Origin of the sequence: Armatimonas rosea (assembly GCF_014202505.1) — a bacterium.
Lineage (GTDB): Bacteria > Armatimonadota > Armatimonadia > Armatimonadales > Armatimonadaceae > Armatimonas > Armatimonas rosea.
In genome coordinates this window covers 1,455,024-1,470,663 of sequence record NZ_JACHGW010000002.1, presented here as the reverse complement: position 1 = coordinate 1,470,663, position 15,640 = coordinate 1,455,024, and the positions used below count along the sequence as shown (strand labels likewise).

At 65.7% G+C, this 15,640-nt stretch carries 16 protein-coding genes; 6 read left to right on the top strand and 10 right to left on the bottom strand.

Features of this window, described 5'->3' with window-relative positions:
• Window positions 1-30: 30 nt before the first annotated feature.
• The 3 genes from HNQ39_RS30290 to HNQ39_RS14750 are packed head-to-tail and all read left to right on the top strand — an operon-like array spanning window position 31 to window position 4,482.
• A complete protein-coding gene (locus tag HNQ39_RS30290) occupies window positions 31-2,061 on the top strand; it encodes a CotH kinase family protein (RefSeq protein WP_184197498.1) in 2,031 nt (676 codons plus the stop codon).
• Between the two features lie 2 nt (window positions 2,062-2,063).
• Window positions 2,064-2,744: a polyphosphate polymerase domain-containing protein gene (locus HNQ39_RS14755; protein WP_184197495.1), complete on the top strand. Its 681-nt coding sequence runs from the start codon at window positions 2,064-2,066 to the stop codon at window positions 2,742-2,744.
• Window position 2,745: 1 nt separating this feature from the next.
• Complete coding sequence (locus tag HNQ39_RS14750; protein WP_184197492.1) at window positions 2,746-4,482, top strand: ABC transporter ATP-binding protein; 1,737 nt, start codon at window positions 2,746-2,748, stop codon at window positions 4,480-4,482.
• Here HNQ39_RS14750 and HNQ39_RS14745 read toward each other — a convergent pair.
• A complete protein-coding gene (locus HNQ39_RS14745; protein ID WP_184197489.1) occupies window positions 4,406-5,014 on the bottom strand; it encodes a hypothetical protein in 609 nt (202 codons plus the stop codon). The genes HNQ39_RS14750 and HNQ39_RS14745 overlap by 77 nt on opposite strands.
• Before the next feature lie 85 nt (window positions 5,015-5,099).
• Here HNQ39_RS14745 and HNQ39_RS14740 point away from each other — a divergent pair, with 85 nt between their 5' ends.
• Both HNQ39_RS14740 and HNQ39_RS14735 read left to right on the top strand, forming a co-directional pair.
• Window positions 5,100-5,567 carry a HEAT repeat domain-containing protein gene (locus HNQ39_RS14740; protein WP_184197487.1) on the top strand — a complete coding sequence of 156 codons (468 nt, stop codon included), beginning with the start codon at window positions 5,100-5,102 and terminating at the stop codon, window positions 5,565-5,567.
• Window positions 5,568-5,717: 150 nt separating this feature from the next.
• Entirely contained in the window at window positions 5,718-6,317 is a 600-nt protein-coding gene (locus HNQ39_RS14735; protein WP_184197484.1) for a hypothetical protein, read from the top strand.
• On the opposite strand, the gene HNQ39_RS14730 is transcribed toward HNQ39_RS14735, so the two are convergent.
• A complete protein-coding gene (locus HNQ39_RS14730) occupies window positions 6,314-7,492 on the bottom strand; it encodes an esterase (protein ID WP_184197481.1) in 1,179 nt (392 codons plus the stop codon). The genes HNQ39_RS14735 and HNQ39_RS14730 overlap by 4 nt on opposite strands.
• Before the next feature lie 13 nt (window positions 7,493-7,505).
• Window positions 7,506-7,958 (bottom strand): MarR family winged helix-turn-helix transcriptional regulator, encoded by a 453-nt coding sequence (locus HNQ39_RS14725; protein WP_184197478.1) that lies wholly within the window; start codon window positions 7,956-7,958, stop codon window positions 7,506-7,508.
• A gap of 37 nt (window positions 7,959-7,995) precedes the next feature.
• Here HNQ39_RS14725 and HNQ39_RS14720 point away from each other — a divergent pair, with 37 nt between their 5' ends.
• Window positions 7,996-10,452, top strand: a complete 2,457-nt coding sequence (locus HNQ39_RS14720) for a glycoside hydrolase family 3 protein (protein WP_184197475.1) — start codon at window positions 7,996-7,998, stop codon at window positions 10,450-10,452.
• On the opposite strand, the gene HNQ39_RS14715 is transcribed toward HNQ39_RS14720, so the two are convergent.
• The 7 genes from HNQ39_RS14715 to HNQ39_RS14685 form a co-directional block, all read right to left on the bottom strand.
• Window positions 10,449-11,063, bottom strand: a complete 615-nt coding sequence (locus tag HNQ39_RS14715) for a PepSY-associated TM helix domain-containing protein (protein WP_221290014.1) — start codon at window positions 11,061-11,063, stop codon at window positions 10,449-10,451. The two genes, HNQ39_RS14720 and HNQ39_RS14715, sit on opposite strands and share 4 nt — an antisense overlap.
• Window positions 11,041-11,526, bottom strand: a complete 486-nt coding sequence (locus HNQ39_RS14710) for a DUF2271 domain-containing protein (protein WP_184197472.1) — start codon at window positions 11,524-11,526, stop codon at window positions 11,041-11,043. Before HNQ39_RS14710 ends, HNQ39_RS14715 begins: the two co-directional genes overlap by 23 nt.
• Window positions 11,527-11,531: 5 nt before the next feature.
• On the bottom strand, window positions 11,532-12,440 hold the full coding sequence (locus HNQ39_RS14705; protein WP_221290013.1) for an FAD:protein FMN transferase: 909 nt from the start codon (window positions 12,438-12,440) through the stop codon (window positions 11,532-11,534).
• Window positions 12,352-12,963, bottom strand: coding sequence for an EF-hand domain-containing protein (locus HNQ39_RS14700; RefSeq protein ID WP_184197469.1), 612 nt, complete (start codon window positions 12,961-12,963; stop codon window positions 12,352-12,354). The genes HNQ39_RS14705 and HNQ39_RS14700 overlap by 89 nt, the downstream gene beginning before the upstream one ends.
• 14 nt (window positions 12,964-12,977) lie before the next feature.
• Window positions 12,978-13,313 carry a c-type cytochrome gene (locus HNQ39_RS14695; protein ID WP_184197466.1) on the bottom strand — a complete coding sequence of 112 codons (336 nt, stop codon included), beginning with the start codon at window positions 13,311-13,313 and terminating at the stop codon, window positions 12,978-12,980.
• A 157-nt stretch (window positions 13,314-13,470) separates the two neighbouring features.
• Window positions 13,471-14,934, bottom strand: coding sequence for a sensor histidine kinase (locus tag HNQ39_RS14690; protein WP_184197463.1), 1,464 nt, complete (start codon window positions 14,932-14,934; stop codon window positions 13,471-13,473).
• Complete coding sequence (locus HNQ39_RS14685) at window positions 14,931-15,626, bottom strand: response regulator transcription factor (protein WP_184197460.1); 696 nt, start codon at window positions 15,624-15,626, stop codon at window positions 14,931-14,933. The genes HNQ39_RS14690 and HNQ39_RS14685 overlap by 4 nt, the downstream gene beginning before the upstream one ends.
• Between the last annotated feature and the right edge of the window lie 14 nt (window positions 15,627-15,640).

Here is a 15,640-nt window from a genome sequence, read left to right as displayed (position 1 = left end):
TCTTCAGGATACAGGGCTAGACTGCCGGGCATGAACACTCTGTATCCTCTTACCTCGCTGATCGCGCTGGTCGCGGCCCCTGCTCTGGCGCAGGGGCAGACCGGGGCGACCTTCTTTGCCCCGACGACGGTGCACACGCTCCACCTGAGCCTGACACAAGAGCAGTGGGATAGCATGAGCCCGTCGCGGCCCCAGGGCTTCGGCCCGATGGACCTGGAGTTCCCGGAGGTCAAGTCCACGGTCACGGTCGATGGCAAGGACTACGTGGTCGGGCTGCGCTTCAAGGGCAACTCCAGCTACATGAGCAGCTCCCGCGGCCTCAAGCGCCCCTTCAAGATCGACTTCAACAAGCAGGTCAAGGGCCAGAGCCACGAGGGAATCACCAAGCTCAACCTCAACAACAACTTCTCCGACCGTACCCAGATCCGCGAGACCCTCGCCTACGAGATCTTCCGCCGCATGGGGCTACCGTCGCCGCGCACCACCCTCGCAAAGGTCGGGATCACGCTCGGCGGAGAGGAGAAGTCGCTGGGGCTCTACACCCTGGTGCAGCAAGTGGACTCCAACTTCCTCAAGGAGCACTACGGCACCGGCGAGGGGATGCTCCTCAAGCCCGAGGGCGCACGGGGTGGGATCACCTACCTGGGCGACGACTGGTCCCGCTACGAAAAAGGCTACGACCCCAAGGGCAAGCCCAGCGCCACCGAGCAGGCCCGCCTGATCGCCTTCGCCAAGCTCGTGCACCAAGCCGACGAAGCCACGTTTCAGAAAGAGATCGGCAGCTTCTTGGATACCGAGGGCTTTGCCAAGTTCCTCGCCGCCACCGCGGTCACCAGCAACGGGGACAACTTCCTTGGGATGGGCCACAACTTCTACATCTGGCTCAACCCCAAGACCAATAAGTTTGTCTACCTGCCCTGGGACCTGAACATGGCCTTTGGCGGCTTCCCGATCGGCGATGCGGTGCACCTCTCGATCAAGAAGCCCTACAGCGGCGAGAGCAAGCTCACGGATCGTCTTCTGGCGATCCCAGCGTTTCGGGCGGCCTATGAGAAGTCCTGCCGCGAGGGTGCCAAGCTCATGACCGAGCTTAACGCCCTCCACGACTCCGTGGCGGCGGCGGCAAAGCCCATCATGGCCTTCGATCCCAAGGACGCTGGCGGCGGCTTCGGCCCCGGCGGACCGGGTGGGCCAGGCGGAGGCTTCCCCGGTGGCGGACGCGGCGAGCGTGGCGGAGAAGGTGGATTTGGCCCGCCCCCTGGTGAGTTTGGTGGCGGCGCGCCCGATCCCGCCGAGCAAGTCAATCAGCTTCTCTCCTTCGATAAGAATGGCGATGGCAAGCTCTTCAAGGCCGAGCTCCCCGAGCGCCTCCAGCCCTTGTTTGACCAAGCAGACAGCAACCACGATAAGCAAGTCACCCGCGCGGAGCTGGAAGCGTTTGTCGCCAGCCGTGGCAGCGGCCCTAACGGGGGCGGTCAGGGTGGTGGACGGCGCGGCGGCGGCGGGCCGGGGGGCCCTGGCGGGATGGGCGGGACCAACGACCTCAAGACCTTCTTCGCCCAGCGCTCCGCATCGGTGCTCGCACAGCTCGACGGCAAGGAAGAGGGCGTTATCCCGCAGGGGGGCTTTGGCCCCGGTGGGGGCGGCCCGGGTGGCCCCGGCGGGCCCGGTGGGTTCGATCCGGCCCAGATGCTAGGGACCAGCTTCCTCCAGCTCACCGGAGCGGGCGAGGCACCAACCCTCACGGCCTTCAACGCGGCCTGGAAAAAAGGCGCGGAGTTCTGCGACAAGAACCACGACAGCACCCTCACCCGCGACGAGCTCCAGGCAGGGATCAGCGGTGTGCTCGGGGGCGGCTTTGGGCCAGCGCAGTTTCTTGGGCCGCAGCTCTGGAGCGCGCTCAAGGCGAAAGACAGTGTTCCTGTGGCGACCTTTACGGCGACGATGGCAAAGTGGGGCGTGAGCTGGGACACCAACAAGGACGGTAAGCTGACAGTCGCGGAGGTGGGAGCGGGCCTGCTGCAGGTCCTGCCGCCCCCCGACTTTGGAGGAGGATTCTAGCGATGAGCACCGACGGTGAGATTGTCCGCGCGGGATTTGAGCGCAAGTATCTGGTGCCAGAAGGCGCGGCGGAGACACTGCTCAGCGTGGTTCGCACGCTACTCCCCCCCGATCCCTACGGGGGACGCTACACCGTGGCGAGCCTCTACCTCGACACCCCCGACCTGGCCTCCTACCGGCGCGAGGTGCAGGGCAAGTGGCGCCTGCGGCGCTACAGCACGACAGAGACGGTCTTTGCGGAGTTCAAGGCCAAGCCCGAGCCGGGGAAGGTCCACAAGCGACGCACAGCCCTCGCGCCCGAGGCGTGCCTGGCGCTCCCGGCGGGCAAGCCGAGCTGGTTCCAGCGCGCCATCCACAAGCAGAGCCTTGCGCCCACCCGCCTGGTCTCCTACACCCGCGATGCCTTTGTCGGGGAGCTCGGGGGAGCGGAGGTGCGGCTGACCCTCGACCACGATATCCAGGCAAGCGCCTGCCAGGACTTTATTCTGCCTGGCATGGTGCCTACAGGGGTTCCGCTCACCGCAGGCCGCATCCTGGAGATCAAGTTCGAGCACACCCTCCCCGCCGCACTGGCACAGCTCACGGCGGAGCTCGGCCTGCTCCCGGAGTCGTTCTCAAAGTACCGGACAGCCATTGAAAAAATCCCCCCACCCAGAGGGTACCCGACGGGGGCTAGGGGGTAGGTTGTCTGAGGTTCTGCGGCTGGCGCGGCGGTTCTGGCCGCAGCTCGTACTCCTACTCTTGCTGGAGCTGCTCGGGGCGGGGCTGGCGGTGCTCGCCCCGATTCCGCTCCAGACCGCGCTGGATGTCGTGCTCCAAAAACGAGCCCTGCCCACGTGGCTCGCCCCGTTTTCGGGCAATGCCCTACCCGCGCTCTGTGCAGGAAGCTTGCTGGTGACCCTGCTGGCGCAGGGCCAGAGCCTCGCCAGTACGCTCCTCTCCACAGGCCTCGGCCAGCGGCTGATCCGTGACCTGCGTGCCCGGCTCTTTGCGGCGGCGCAGCGGCTCTCGCTGGCGCGGCATATCGAGCGTGGCACCACCGACGCGCTCTACCGCATCCAATCCGATGCCCAGTCGATCGAGTGGTTCTTGCTCGATGGTGCCCTGCCGGTCCTCACGGCACTCACGACCCTGGCGCTGATGCTCACCGCGCTCTTTCGGCTAGACACGAGCCTCGGCTGGGTCGGGGTGGCGCTCGCTCCCCCCCTCCTGCTCGCCGCCCGCACGACCCGTCCCGGCCTCAAAGCGGCCTCGCGCACCGCCAAGCAGCAAGAGAGCGAGGCGCTGGGGATCGTCCAAGCAACCCTGGGAGCGCTCACCAGTGTCAAGGCCTTTGGGATCGAGGACGCACAGACACAGCGCTTTGCGGAGGCATCGGAAAAGGCGGTGAAGACACGCCTGCGGATCGCGCTCCTCGATGGCCTCTTTGGGATGGGAGTCCAGACCCTGACCGCGCTCGGGACCTCGGCGGCGCTCTATCTCGGGGTGGCGGCGGCGCAGCGCGGGACGCTTACCGTGGGCCAGGTGCTGCTTGGCCTGCACTACCTCAACCAGGTCTACAGCCCGCTCAGGACCCTCGGGAAGAAGTGGGCGAGCCTGCAAAACCAGCTTGTCGGTCTGGAGCGCGCCACGACCCTTCTGAGCGAGCCCGCCGAGGTCCCCGAGACCACTGCCCCCACGGCGCTCCCCCAGCCCGTGCGCGGTGCTCTGTGCTTTGAGGGCATCTCCTTTGGCTACGACCCCCGCCGCCCGATCGTCGAAGGGGTCTCGCTACGGGTCGCGCCGGGTGAGCGGATCGGGATCGTGGGAGAGACGGGCAGCGGGAAATCGACCCTCCTCTCCCTGCTCCTGCGGCTCTACTCCCCCACGGCAGGGACGATCTCCCTCGACGGCATCCCGATCACCCAGCTCAGACTCCCCGAGCTCCGCGCACAGCTCGCGGTGGTCTTTCAAGAGACCGTGCTCCTCCCCGGAACCCTCGCAGAAAATATCGCGGTGGGAAAGCCGGGCGCGACCCAGGCGCAGATCGAGGCCGCCGCCAAGGCCGCACAGCTCCACGATGCCATCCAGCGCTTCCCCGAGGGCTACCAGACCAAGGTCGGGGAGCGCGGCGCGGCCCTCTCCGGCGGGGAGCGTCAGCGGGTCGGTCTCGCCCGCGCCTTCCTGCGCGATGCCCCGATCCTGCTCCTCGACGAGCCCACCAGCGCCCTCGATGCCACCACCGAGCTGGAGGTTCTCGGCGCGATGGAGCGCCTGATGGAGGGCCGCACGGTCTTGCTGGTCACCCACCGCGAGAGCGCCCTGCGCGGCATGCACCGTGTCTTCGCGCTAACAAACAAAACACTTAGGGAACAACAAACCGCCGAGAGCGTGTCTCGCCCCCCCGAAATGTCAGTGTCTCCGGGAGCCAGCTCCAGATGACGTGCCTCTCGCCCGGAGCCACCACCCGCCGCTCCACTCCCAGCCGTACCCGGTAGCGCCCCGGTCGGATCGTCAGGTAGACATTGCCATAGGGAGTGGGCTTGGGAACCGACGGATCGACGGGATGAAGCTCCAGCAGGTAGCAGGCGAAGTTGGGACGGGTTGGTCCACTCACCGTGTAGTAGAAAAAAGCAACCTCGCGCCGACGCGCCACAATCGCTCGGTGGTACATCCTCCCTTGCTCCACAAACCGCCGCTCCAGATCGCCGGACAGGGGCTCTCGCTGGTGCGACCAGACCCAGTTTCGATCCCGAATCGCGATCTCAGGGCCTTCGTAGAGATAGTTGCTACGGATGCCCCTCCAGAAAGCCTCCCCCTGCGCATTGGTACGGGTCCGTTTTCCGTCCAAGAACACCTCCAGCTGGGGAATCGGCGTCCCTACAGGGGTGACAAAGCGTACCATCCCCTGGACAAGCCGTGGCTTAACAGAGCCAGGCAAAGGGCTCGCACCACTCGCGTGTACTTGTTGCATGCTGGATTAGTTCGTACGGACGGCAAAAGGGTTCAGCCCCCTCCCCCACCTTGACAGTGTTTCTGCCCGCCACGCACAATGGGCTATGTCGAACGAAGAAACGCTTGCGGCGGCGCTAAGGGATATGGCCGATCCCGATCCAAAAGTGCGAGCGCAGGCCACTGGGCTCCTGGACCACCTCGCCACGGAGGCCTGCGTCGGCCCGCTTACCCAAGCCCTCTCTGATCCGTCGGCGCACGTCCGGCGGCTGGCAGTGCACTCGCTGGGCTGCCAGGACTGCAAAGTAGCACCGCTGGAGGTGGACATCGTCGGGCTCTTGGTAGACCGAGCCCTCCACGACTCCAGCATCCGCGTGCGGCGGGTCACCGTGCACCAGCTCGGGCTTCAGCCCCACGATCCCCGCGCGGTGGCGGCGCTGGAGCGGATTCTAGAGCGCGAGAGCGATGAGAAGCTGCGCTCCCGCGCCGCGTTTGCTCTCAACCGCCAGGACGGAGATCGTCCGGCTCTAGAGCGCTTCGCGCCGCCTCCTCGTGCCTCGTCGGTACAAGATTAAGCTGAGCGAAGCGAACGGCGGAGGGACGACGCCCCAAAGCCCCGAGGTTTACCGTCGAGGGCAGTCATACCCAGCAGAGCACGGAAAATTTAAGGCAAGCCCGCCTTCCATTTAAGGGAGATTTAAGTCAGACCGCTCATAGTGGAGCCTATGACCCGTTTATTCTCTCTTACCAGCATCGCTGCCCTCGGGATGCTCACCGTGCTCGCCCTGCCCCACGCCGCGCAGGCACAAAACCTGGTCACCAACCCCGGCTTTGAGACCGGTGACCTCACGGGATGGATGGGGAGTGGCTTCACGTTCTATTCGAGTGTCTCGGGCACCGCGCAGCACTCGGGGTTCTATGGGTTCTCGTCGGGAGAGGCAGGCCCCCCGTTTATACTCTCCCAGAACGTGAGTACCACAGCCGGACAGAGCTACACCTTCTCGTACTGGCTCAAGAACGGCCTGATCCGTGAGGCGAGTGTCAAGACTCCCAATGCCTTCCAGGCGAGCTGGGACGGTGCTCCGGTCCATGCTCTGACCGATGCCACCTGGTTTAACTACACACAGTTCTCGTTTACCGTCGTCGCCAGCAGTGCGAGCACTCCTCTATCGTTCTCGTTCCTGAACGAACCCGACTTCTGGGGGATCGACGATGTCTCAGTGACGGCAGGAGCTACCGTGACCCCGGAGCTACCGGGCGCTCTGCAGCTCCTGCCTGCGCTGCTCCCCGTGGGGATTGTCGCGCTCAAGCGCCGACGGCGCTAGCGAAAGAGCTTGGGGGCGAACTCGATGAGATAGTCGCGCCAGTTGAGCCAGGTATGGCCGCCGCCGGTCTCGTGGTTGGTGACCGTGAAGCCGTGCTTTGTGAGGAGCGCGACCGTCGCATTGCTGGTGGTAAGGAGAAAATCGTCCTTGCCGATCCCAAACCAGACCAGCTTGAGCCCCTTCTTGAGCGCCGCGTTGTCTAAGATCGCCTTGTTCTGCTCCTCCCACGGAAAGCGGGCCGGAGCGGGGGGCGCGGTCTGGCCGGGGGCCCCCATCGGGACGATCCCAAAGAGCCCGGAGCTATAGACCCCGATGTAGCCAAAGTCGGCGAGGCGCGGGATCGCGACCGCGAGGGTCTGGAAGCCGCCCATGGAGAGCCCGGCAATCGCACGGCTGGCGCGGTCGTTCTTGGTGCGGTAGGTCTTCTCGATATAGGGCTGGATGTCCTTGTTGAAGTCACTCACAAACGCATCCTGGTTGGTGATCCCCCCCGAGCCAAATGGCCCCGTATGCCCCGCCGGCATGACCACGATCATGGGCTTGGCCTTCCCCGCCGCGATCAGGTTGTCGAGGATAAAGCCCGCACGCCCCACCGATGTCCAGGAGTCGTCGCTATCGCCCGCGCCGTGGAGCAGGTAGAAGACCGGGTAGCTGGCGCTGCCTTTCTCGTAGCCGGGTGGGGTGTAGACATGCATCCGGCGCGCCTTGCCCAGCGCGGTCGAGTGGTAGGTGATGCTCGCCACCGCCCCATGGGGAACGTTCTTCGTATCCATCCACTCCGCGCCAGGAACCACCGCAAGGCTCCAGCTATTGCCCATGGACTCACTTGTCGCCGGGTTCTTCGGGTCGAGCGCCGTGATGCCATCGACACTGAAGTTGTAGCGATACGCCCCCGCAGGGACGGGACCGATCGTCACCTCCCAGATCCCACTCTCGCCCTTCTTCATCCGGACACCCCCAAAGCCCGTGACCGGGAGATCGCTCGTGCCGAGGCGGACGTCGGTGGCCTTGGGCGCGAGGAGACGGAACGTCAGCTTGCGCTCAGGCGAGTACTCCACCGACTCAAACTGCGGCGGGCGCTGAAACTGCGGTGGCTGAGCGCCCACCGGCGAGGCAAAGGAGCTGGCCAGTGCCAGAGCAGCAAGAGAGACCAGCAGGGTCTTAGGTGTCTTCATCGTGGTTAACCTTTCAAGTGGAAGCGGGTGCGGAGATCGTCGCAGCAACCCGGCGCAGGAGCTCCAGGAGCAGCTCGGTCTCCTCGGGACGGAGGCTCTCCCCCAGACTCTGGCGGAGCGGGTTGAGCTGCTCCGAGAGTGCCTTCTGGAGCACCTCGCCCTCCGATGTCAGCGAGACGAGGCGGGCTCGGCCATCGGTAGGATGAGGCTGGCGCAGCACGAGGCCTTTCTTCTCCAGGAGCAGGAGCATGGCACGGAGCGTGTTCTGGTCACAGGTGATCTGGTCCGCAAGCCGACGCTGGGTGAGGCAGCCGGCCTCCGCAAGCGCACTCAGCACGACAAACTGATCCGCCGTGACCCCTGTCTGGCGAAACTGGGTATCGACACACCGGTGCATCTCAAGATACGCGGAGCGGAGCGCCAGTGCCAGCTCATGGCCCTGTGATATACTACGTACACGTAACATACCCTCTCATTATGTCCCAACCACGAAGGTTTCGCCAATGAAGAAAGCGCTCTCCCTCTCCCTCGCCGCTACCCTCCTGCTGTGTGCCTCGGGTGTCCGTGCCCAGTCGAGCCGTGTCGAGCAGCTCCTTGGGCAGCTCACCCTAGACGAGAAGCTCTCGTTTCTCTCGGGGAGCCGGGACCCGCGCAACCTAGGACAGGCGGGCTACCTTCCGGGTGTCCCCCGCCTCGGCATCCCGGAGCTGCGCCTCACCGATGGCCCCGCGGGGATTCGAGTCGCGCGCCCCGCGACCGCCCTCCCCGCCCCGGTCGCCCTGGCCGCGACCTTCTCCCCGCTCTATGCCCAGCGCTACGGCACCATCCTTGGGCAGGAGGGACGCGCCTTAGAGCAAGATATTCTCCTCTCTCCCATGACCAATATCGTCCGTGTCCCCGGTGGCGGCCGCAACTTCGAGACCCTGGGGGAGGACCCCCTTCTGGCCGCGCAGCTGGTCGCCGCCGAGATCCGCGCCATCCAGCGGGAGGGGCTGATCGCGACCGTCAAGCACTTCGCGGCCAATAACTTCGAGCGGGACCGGATGTCGGTCGATGTCCAAGTCGAGGAGCAGGCGCTCCGGGAGCTCTATCTTCCTGCCTTTGAGGCGGCGGTCCAGGCCGGAGCCGGGAGCGTGATGGGCTCCTACAACAAGCTCAATGGGACCTTTGCCTGCGAGAATCCGTTCTTGCTCACCACGGTCCTACGCGATGAGTGGGGCTTCTCGGGGTTTGTGATGTCGGACTGGTTTGCGACCCACAGCACCGCGCCCGCCCTCGCCGCGGGACTCGACCTGGAGATGCCGGGGAGTGGGATGGGCAGCTTTGGTCCGCCTAGCTTCTACGGTGCCGCGCTCAAGAAAGCCCTCACCGACGGCACCGTCCCACAGGCCAGCGTGGACCGCGCCGTCCGCCGCATCCTGACCTCGCTGGATAAAGTCGGGCTCCTCGGGGCCACCAAGCGCCGCTCGAGCCTGGAGAGTATCGCCCCCGAAGATGCCCGGATCGCGCAGGATATCGCGATCGCGGGCTCGGTACTGCTACGAAACGAGCGGCAGACCCTCCCCCTGAGCAAGTCGGAGCTGGGCTCGCTGGTGCTCATCGGGCCGCCGGCCCAGGTGCCGATTATCGGAGGGGGCGGAAGCGCCGCTGTGGCTCCGCTCCAAAAAGAGAGCCTGCTCACCGCGCTCGCACGCCGCACCGGCACCGCGCCACGCTTTGTCCCCGGAATCGACCTCGACGGTGTCCCCGTCCCGGCCACAGCACTACGGCTCAAGGGCGCGACGACGCTAAACTTTGTGGGCAAGCAGGGCCTGAAGCCCGGGAAGTACACCTGGGAAGGAACCCTGACCGCCCCAACCAGTGGGAGCTATGCACTGAAGCTCCAGGCACGCCGCGGCACGGCGCAGCTTGTCTTGGACGGCAAGCCCTTGCTCAGTGTCGGGCGCTTCTTTGGCGGCAACGATAGCCTGCTTCCCACCCGCGAGGGGCTAAAAAACGGCACGGTGGTGGTGACACTGAGCGCGGGTGTGGCGCACAAGCTCTCGGTCACGGCCGAGGCAGGCGGTGGCCCTCCCGGCATACCCGCTCCCAAGGAGAACCTAGAGCTGCGCCTCGCTTGGGTGACTCCCCAGCTCCGCGCCCAGCGCCTCGCCGAGGCGGTCGCAGCTGCCAAGCGCGCCAAGACCGCGGTGGTCTGCGCCTACGATGAAGGGACAGAGGGGAAGGATCGCGAGTCTCTGGCCCTGCCGGGCGACCAAGACGCCCTGATCGCTGCCGTCGCCGCGGCCAACCCACGGACGATTGTCGTGCTGAGCACGGGCTCCTGTGTGACCATGCCCTGGCTCGCCAAGACCGCCGCCGTTTTAGAGACGTGGTACCCCGGCCAGGCCGGCGCGGAGGCGACTGCCGCCCTGCTCTGTGGGGAGGCCGAGCCGGGTGGGCGGCTCCCGATCACCTTTCCCCAGCGCGCCGACGATGCCCCAACCGCACGTGCGGACCGCTATCCGGGGGTCGAGGGAAAGGCTACCTACTCCGAGGGGATCTTTGTGGGCTACCGCCACTACGATGCCCAGAAGCTGACCCCGCTCTTTCCCTTTGGGCACGGCCTCTCCTACACCCAGTTCCAGCTCTCCGACCTGAACGTGACACCGGTCAAAGACGATTTACTGATCTCCGTTCGGGTCAAGAACACGGGGAAGCGCACGGGCGTGGCGGTGCCGCAGATCTATCTTGGCCCTGCCGCGAGCTGCCCCGCGCCTCAGGCCATCCGAAAGCTCATCGCCTTCCAGCACGCCACCATAACGCCGGGAGACACGCTCAACCTGGTCTTTCGTGTCCGGCCACGGGAGCTGGCCTACTGGTCGGTGGAGAAGCATGCCTGGGTCGTTCCCACCGGCCCACGCTCGGTCTGGGTGGGGTTCTCGTCGCGCGACCTAAAGCTAGAGGCCAAGACTCCCTAGCCCAGTGCGAGCCGGGCCAGGATAAAGAAGAGAACAGCACCGCCCGCCACCACGATCAGGCCGACCGTGCGGATGCGCTTGAGGTAGAAGAGCAGCCCGAGGCCCGTGAGGGAGATCAGGGTCAAGAAGATCGCGGAGAGGTCGATCAGCTTGGCCCAGAGTCCGCCGGAGTAGCGCCCCTTGTGCAGGTCGTTGAGCGCCGCCAGCGTCCCCTCCTCCGCGATCGTCAGGGTGAGCGCTCCGGTCTCGCGGGTCACAAAGGTGTCGGCGGAGTAGCCGGGTGCCTTGAAGCTAATCGCACACTCCCGCTCGTCCACCCGAAACTCGTCCAGAGCGCCGCGCACCCCGAACTCACTCCGAAGCTTCTCGACAATCTCTAGCTTCTTGGGCTCCGCCCCCTTGAGCCACTCCACCGGGAGCTGGCCGGTCTTCGCGCTCTGGTGCAGGCCGCTCGTGATCCAGCTGGGGTGGTTGAGGGTCAGCCCCGTGACACTGAAAAACAGCACCACCAGTAGGCTCAGGAGTGAGAGATAGGTGTGGAGCCAGCGGATCCCCGAGTGTATGCGGAGCTTCAGGGGCCGGGCGGCCTTATCTTTTCTTTCGGAGCTCAATACTGGCGCTCTTGATCTGGGAGTTGCCCCCGAGGTCGGCCTTGAGGGGCTTGTTGGTCAGCGGGAAGCCCTTGCGGAGGAGCTCATAGGGGCCGTGCTCTTGCGCGACCTCGATCGCGATAAAGTACTCTCCCTGGCTTGCCAGCTTCTTCATGTCGTCCTTGCCGTCCCAGGCGACACTGTACTTTCCGGGCTGACGGGTCGGGCTGGACGCGGTCGCGGTGAGGTCGCCGCCGTCGGCCAGCTTGCGCAGCTGCTCGCCGCGGAGCCAGGCGCTCAGGTGCCGCAGCCAGCGCACCCCACGGCCCTGCTGGTACCAGAGCTCTAAGGTCCGTACGGGGCTCCCCTCTTTATCCTCGATCCACACCGCAACATACGGGCGGCGGTAGAACCCCTGCGTGGGAGCACTGAGCTCAAAGTTAATCAGCAGCTCCAGGCTGCTATCCCATGGTTTCTTTTGCATAGCTATTATCGTCTCTCAAACGTTGCCCAGCGGGGGCTGGAGATGCGCTGGCCGTCTGCGGTCACGAGGAAACAGGCGACGCCCTCTTCGTTCTCCGCCAGAGTAAGACTCTCCTCCACAGGCAGCACACAAAACACCGTCGCCAGCACATCCGCAAGGCGTGCACTCGGGGCGATCACCGAGGCGCTCTCCAGGTGCGTGACCGGCTGGCCCGTGCGCGGGTCGTAGAGGTGCAGGCCACGGCGCGCCGTCCCGCTGGTCGCCAGGGCCTGGTTGCACAGCCACACTTTAGAGAGCGGAGGCGCGTTCTCGGAGTCGGCGCTCACGGTCGCTTGCACCAGGCGCGGCCCACGGACGCACAGATCGCCTCCGATATTGACCACGACCTCCCGCACCCCGGCCTCTGGCTGAAGGGCTGCGGCACATGCCCGGTCCACGATCTCCCCCTTCGCAATGGCATTGAGAGTCAAGGGCACCGCCGAGAGCCGCGTCATACGGCCGTCACTCTCCCGCCGCCAGAGCGGGGCAGTCCCCGCCGTGACACCGGGATGGAACGCGCTGCCGGTCTTCTCTCTCCAGTACTCCGCGGCCTCCAAGAGCTCGGTCAGCTCGGGGGAGAGCCGCTGCGTGCCCTGCCACTGGCGCAGCTCACTCTCCGGGTTGAAGCTACTGAAGAGCCTCTCGAGCCGGGTGAGCTCCGCCAGGACAGCCTGCTCCGCTCGCTCCGCCGCCTGCCGCGAGGTCGCACGAACCCGCAGGGCCAGCGAGGTCCCCAGAACCTGCTCGTAGTGAAAGCTCCAGGGACGTGCGCGGGCCCAAGCCAGACTAGCGAGGACGCTGACCACCAGGGAAGCCACCGCCAGGGCCGCCGGGGCCACCCGGACCACCAGGGCCAGGCCCCATGCTGGAGACAAACTTGGTTAGCTCGTCCTTGGAGAGGAAGCCGTCTTTGTTGGTATCGGCCTTGCTAAACATCCCCTGCATGCGCTCGGGGAGCTCCGCCTTGGCGAGCTTGCCATCCTTGTTCTTGTCGTTGGCCAGGATCATATTGACCATCTGGGCTGGGTCGGGGGGGCCACCCATCATCCCGCCAGGCCCGCCGCCAAAGCCCCCCGGAGGCATCGGCGGGCGTAGCTCGTCTTCGGTCAGCTTGCCGTCTTTGTTCTTATCGAGAGCCTTCAGCGCCGCCGCAGCCCCCGCGATCTCCGCCGCGGAGAGCTCGCCATTGCCGTCTTTATCGAGGGCCTTCATCAGCGGGTTCATCCGCATCATACCTCGGCCGCCAAAGCCGCCGCGCTCGCCGCCTTCACGGTGCTCGCCGCCCTCGCGGCCCTCGCGCCCACCTCGGCCACCGCCCTGGCCCCCAAAGCCGCCCTGGGCAAATGCCACCGCGCCACAGAGCGCGAGGGCAGTCAGTGCTAAAATCTGTCGTTTCATCTTTCCGTCCCTTTCTATTTCAGGCTTGCCAGGTAGCTACCTATCGCCTGGAGATCACTCTCGCTCATCTTGCCTTCGTAGGCAGGCATCCGTGAGCCCGGATTGTGTGTCTTTGGATTCTTTATATGCGCCACGATCCATGCGGCATCGTGCTCCGCACCGAGATGCGTGAGCTCTGGAGCCCGCTTGCCGGGTCCATGACAGTTACCACAGTCTTTCGACTCAAAAATCGCCTTCCCAGAGGCGGTCTGCGCCGCAGCAGAGCCCCCCTCGCCGGGTTTACTACAGCCAAAGAGTGCAATGGTGAGGAGAAAAAGAGCGGACACAGTCCCAAAGAATGTTTTCATCATGGCTCTCCCTTCTTGCTTAGTGTGCCACACAATCATGAAGAAAAAATTATCGGTCCGGGCATTGAAATACCCGGCAGGGAGAGAGGGCGTCCCGGGGACGCGCGGAGTCCAAGCGTCTCCCGCGTCCCCGGGACGCTCCCAACAATAAACGGGTATTTCAATGCCCGGCGGGCAGGCTCACCCGGACCATGGTGCCCTCGCCCAGCGTGCTCTCGATCACCAGCTCGCCGCCCAGTGTGGAGGCGATCTCCTTGCACAGCGCCAGCCCCAAGCCGACACCGCCTTGCTCACGGGCACGCGAGGCATCGGGGCGGTAGAAAGGCTCCCCAAGGCGCTCTAGGTGCTCCGCCGCGATTCCCTCGCCGGTGTCCGCGATGGTTAAGACCAGCTTGTCGGTGAGAGAGGCATGGACTGTTACCCTGCCCTCGGCACCGGTGTGGCGGAGCGCGTTGCTGACAAGGTTCACAATCAGGCGGTGGACCAGCTTGGGGTCGGTTGTGATGGGCTGCGGCTCGGCATCCAGCAAGACAGGCGCATGGGGCGAGGGCTGCCCCGCCTCCGCGGCACGAATGGCCTCCGAGAGCAGCTCCGGGAGCTCGACCGTCTCCAGCTGGGTTGTCAGAGTCCCGTTCTCCGAGCGCGCCAGGAGTAGCAGATCCGAGACCAGCGTGTTGGCACGGTCCACGGTCCGGTCCGCGCGGGAGAGGGTGCGGCGCTGGCGCTCCGTGAGGGGATCGTCGCCCTCCAACAAGAAGCTGGTCGCGGCCTTGATCACGGCCAGAGGTGTCCGAAGCTCGTGGCTCGCATCAGCGGTGAAGCGCTTCTGGCGCACGAACGCCCCCTCCAGCCGCCCGAGCATCGCGTTGAGGACGGTCACCAGCTGGTCGAACGTGTCGCCCCCTCCCGGTGCAGGCAGGCGCTCTGCCAGGTTGGTGGGCTGGAGCGAGGCAGCGACACGGGTGAGCTTGCGGATCGGGGAGAAGGCGATATCGGTGAGCAGGGCCCCCAGAAGCGCCATGAGCAGCCCCACCGGCAGGATCAGCCCATAGAGCGCGTTGCCAATCTCCGCCAAGGCGAGGTTGGTCTGGTCGAGGTCGGCGGCGGTCTGGAGGACGATCCCCTCGGAGCGCACGGAGTAGACATGAAGAATCTTGTTATTGGGGCCACGGACCTCCCGCAGATCGGTGCCTTGGCGGGTCGCGGCGGCCACTCCCTCCGGTGCCCAGGGAGCCTCGTGGTGCTCTCCCGTCCGGGGCTGCAGGGGAATGAAGCGCGGGGGCAGGAGCGCCGTGCTCCCAAAGCGGATCACAAACCCCGGGCCACCCGGCCCACGCCGGCGCGGGCCGTTGTGCCCCTCCGGTCGCCCCTGTCCGTCTGGCCCTCGGTGCTCCTCGGGGCCGTTGCCAAACCCACCAGGACGCCGAAACTCCGGGGGGCCTTGGTCGGGCTCGCGCCGGTGCATCTCCAGCATGGTCTGGGCCTGCGAGGTCACCGCCTCATCGACTGCATGGTAGAGCACCGTGCGGATGCGGCTCTGGGCCAGCGCCACCAGCGCGACGAGCGCTAGCCCACTCAGGGCTCCGTTGAGCAGGCGCGCACGCCAGGTGAGAGAGAGCTTCATTTGGGAGCGCTCTCTGCGGGCTCGCGCAGGATATAGCCCACCCCATAGACCGTGTGAAAGAGCCGCTCACTCTCCGAGCGGTCGCTATCGAGCTTGCGGCGCAGCGAGACCATGTGGACATCGATCGTATTGGAGCCCACCTCCGAGTCGCCGCCCCAGATCCCACGCAGGGTCTCTTTACTCACCACATGTCCCACACGTGCCGCCAGCGCCTCCAGAAGATCGAACTCACGCCGGGTGAGGCTTACCTGCTTGCCCCCGCGCGTGACCTCGTGGAGCTCCGTGTCGATCACCAGGTCCGCCACACTCAGGGTCCGGCGCCGCTGGAGCCGCTCCCGCCGTAGGAGCGCCGCGATCCGGGCTTTGAGCTCGGGGAAGGCAAAGGGCTTGGTGAGGTAGTCGTCGGCTCCTAGCTCCAGCCCCCGTACCTTCTCCTCCACCTCATCCCGCGCCGTGAGCATGAGGATAGGAGTGGGGTCGCGGCGGTCCCGCAGGCGTCGGCAGATACTCCAGCCATCGAGCCCTGGTAGCATCAGGTCCAGCAAGATCGCCGCCCAGCCGCCCTCACACGCCCGCTCAAACCCCTCCGCACCGTTGCGACACCAGGTGACCTCGTGGCGAGCAGCCTCCAGCCCCTCCACGATCATCTCCCCGAGGAGCTCCTCATCTTCGACTAGTAGTAAACGTGCCATTGCCTGTATTGTAG

Bases quoted from the DNA above. Each gene is read 5' to 3' on its own strand.
- HNQ39_RS30290 (WP_184197498.1), top strand. From the start codon at position 31: ATGAACACTCTGTATCCTCTTACCTCGCTGATCGCGCTGGTCGCGGCC.
- HNQ39_RS14755 (WP_184197495.1), top strand. From the start codon at position 2,064: ATGAGCACCGACGGTGAGATTGTCCGCGCGGGATTTGAGCGCAAGTAT.
- HNQ39_RS14745 (WP_184197489.1), bottom strand. From the start codon at position 5,014: ATGCAACAAGTACACGCGAGTGGTGCGAGCCCTTTGCCTGGCTCTGTT.
- HNQ39_RS14740 (WP_184197487.1), top strand. From the start codon at position 5,100: ATGTCGAACGAAGAAACGCTTGCGGCGGCGCTAAGGGATATGGCCGAT.
- HNQ39_RS14735 (WP_184197484.1), top strand. From the start codon at position 5,718: ATGACCCGTTTATTCTCTCTTACCAGCATCGCTGCCCTCGGGATGCTC.
- HNQ39_RS14730 (WP_184197481.1), bottom strand. From the start codon at position 7,492: ATGAAGACACCTAAGACCCTGCTGGTCTCTCTTGCTGCTCTGGCACTG.
- HNQ39_RS14725 (WP_184197478.1), bottom strand. From the start codon at position 7,958: ATGTTACGTGTACGTAGTATATCACAGGGCCATGAGCTGGCACTGGCG.
- HNQ39_RS14720 (WP_184197475.1), top strand. From the start codon at position 7,996: ATGAAGAAAGCGCTCTCCCTCTCCCTCGCCGCTACCCTCCTGCTGTGT.
- HNQ39_RS14710 (WP_184197472.1), bottom strand. From the start codon at position 11,526: ATGCAAAAGAAACCATGGGATAGCAGCCTGGAGCTGCTGATTAACTTT.
- HNQ39_RS14700 (WP_184197469.1), bottom strand. From the start codon at position 12,963: ATGAAACGACAGATTTTAGCACTGACTGCCCTCGCGCTCTGTGGCGCG.
- HNQ39_RS14695 (WP_184197466.1), bottom strand. From the start codon at position 13,313: ATGATGAAAACATTCTTTGGGACTGTGTCCGCTCTTTTTCTCCTCACC.
- HNQ39_RS14690 (WP_184197463.1), bottom strand. From the start codon at position 14,934: ATGAAGCTCTCTCTCACCTGGCGTGCGCGCCTGCTCAACGGAGCCCTG.
- HNQ39_RS14685 (WP_184197460.1), bottom strand. From the start codon at position 15,626: ATGGCACGTTTACTACTAGTCGAAGATGAGGAGCTCCTCGGGGAGATG.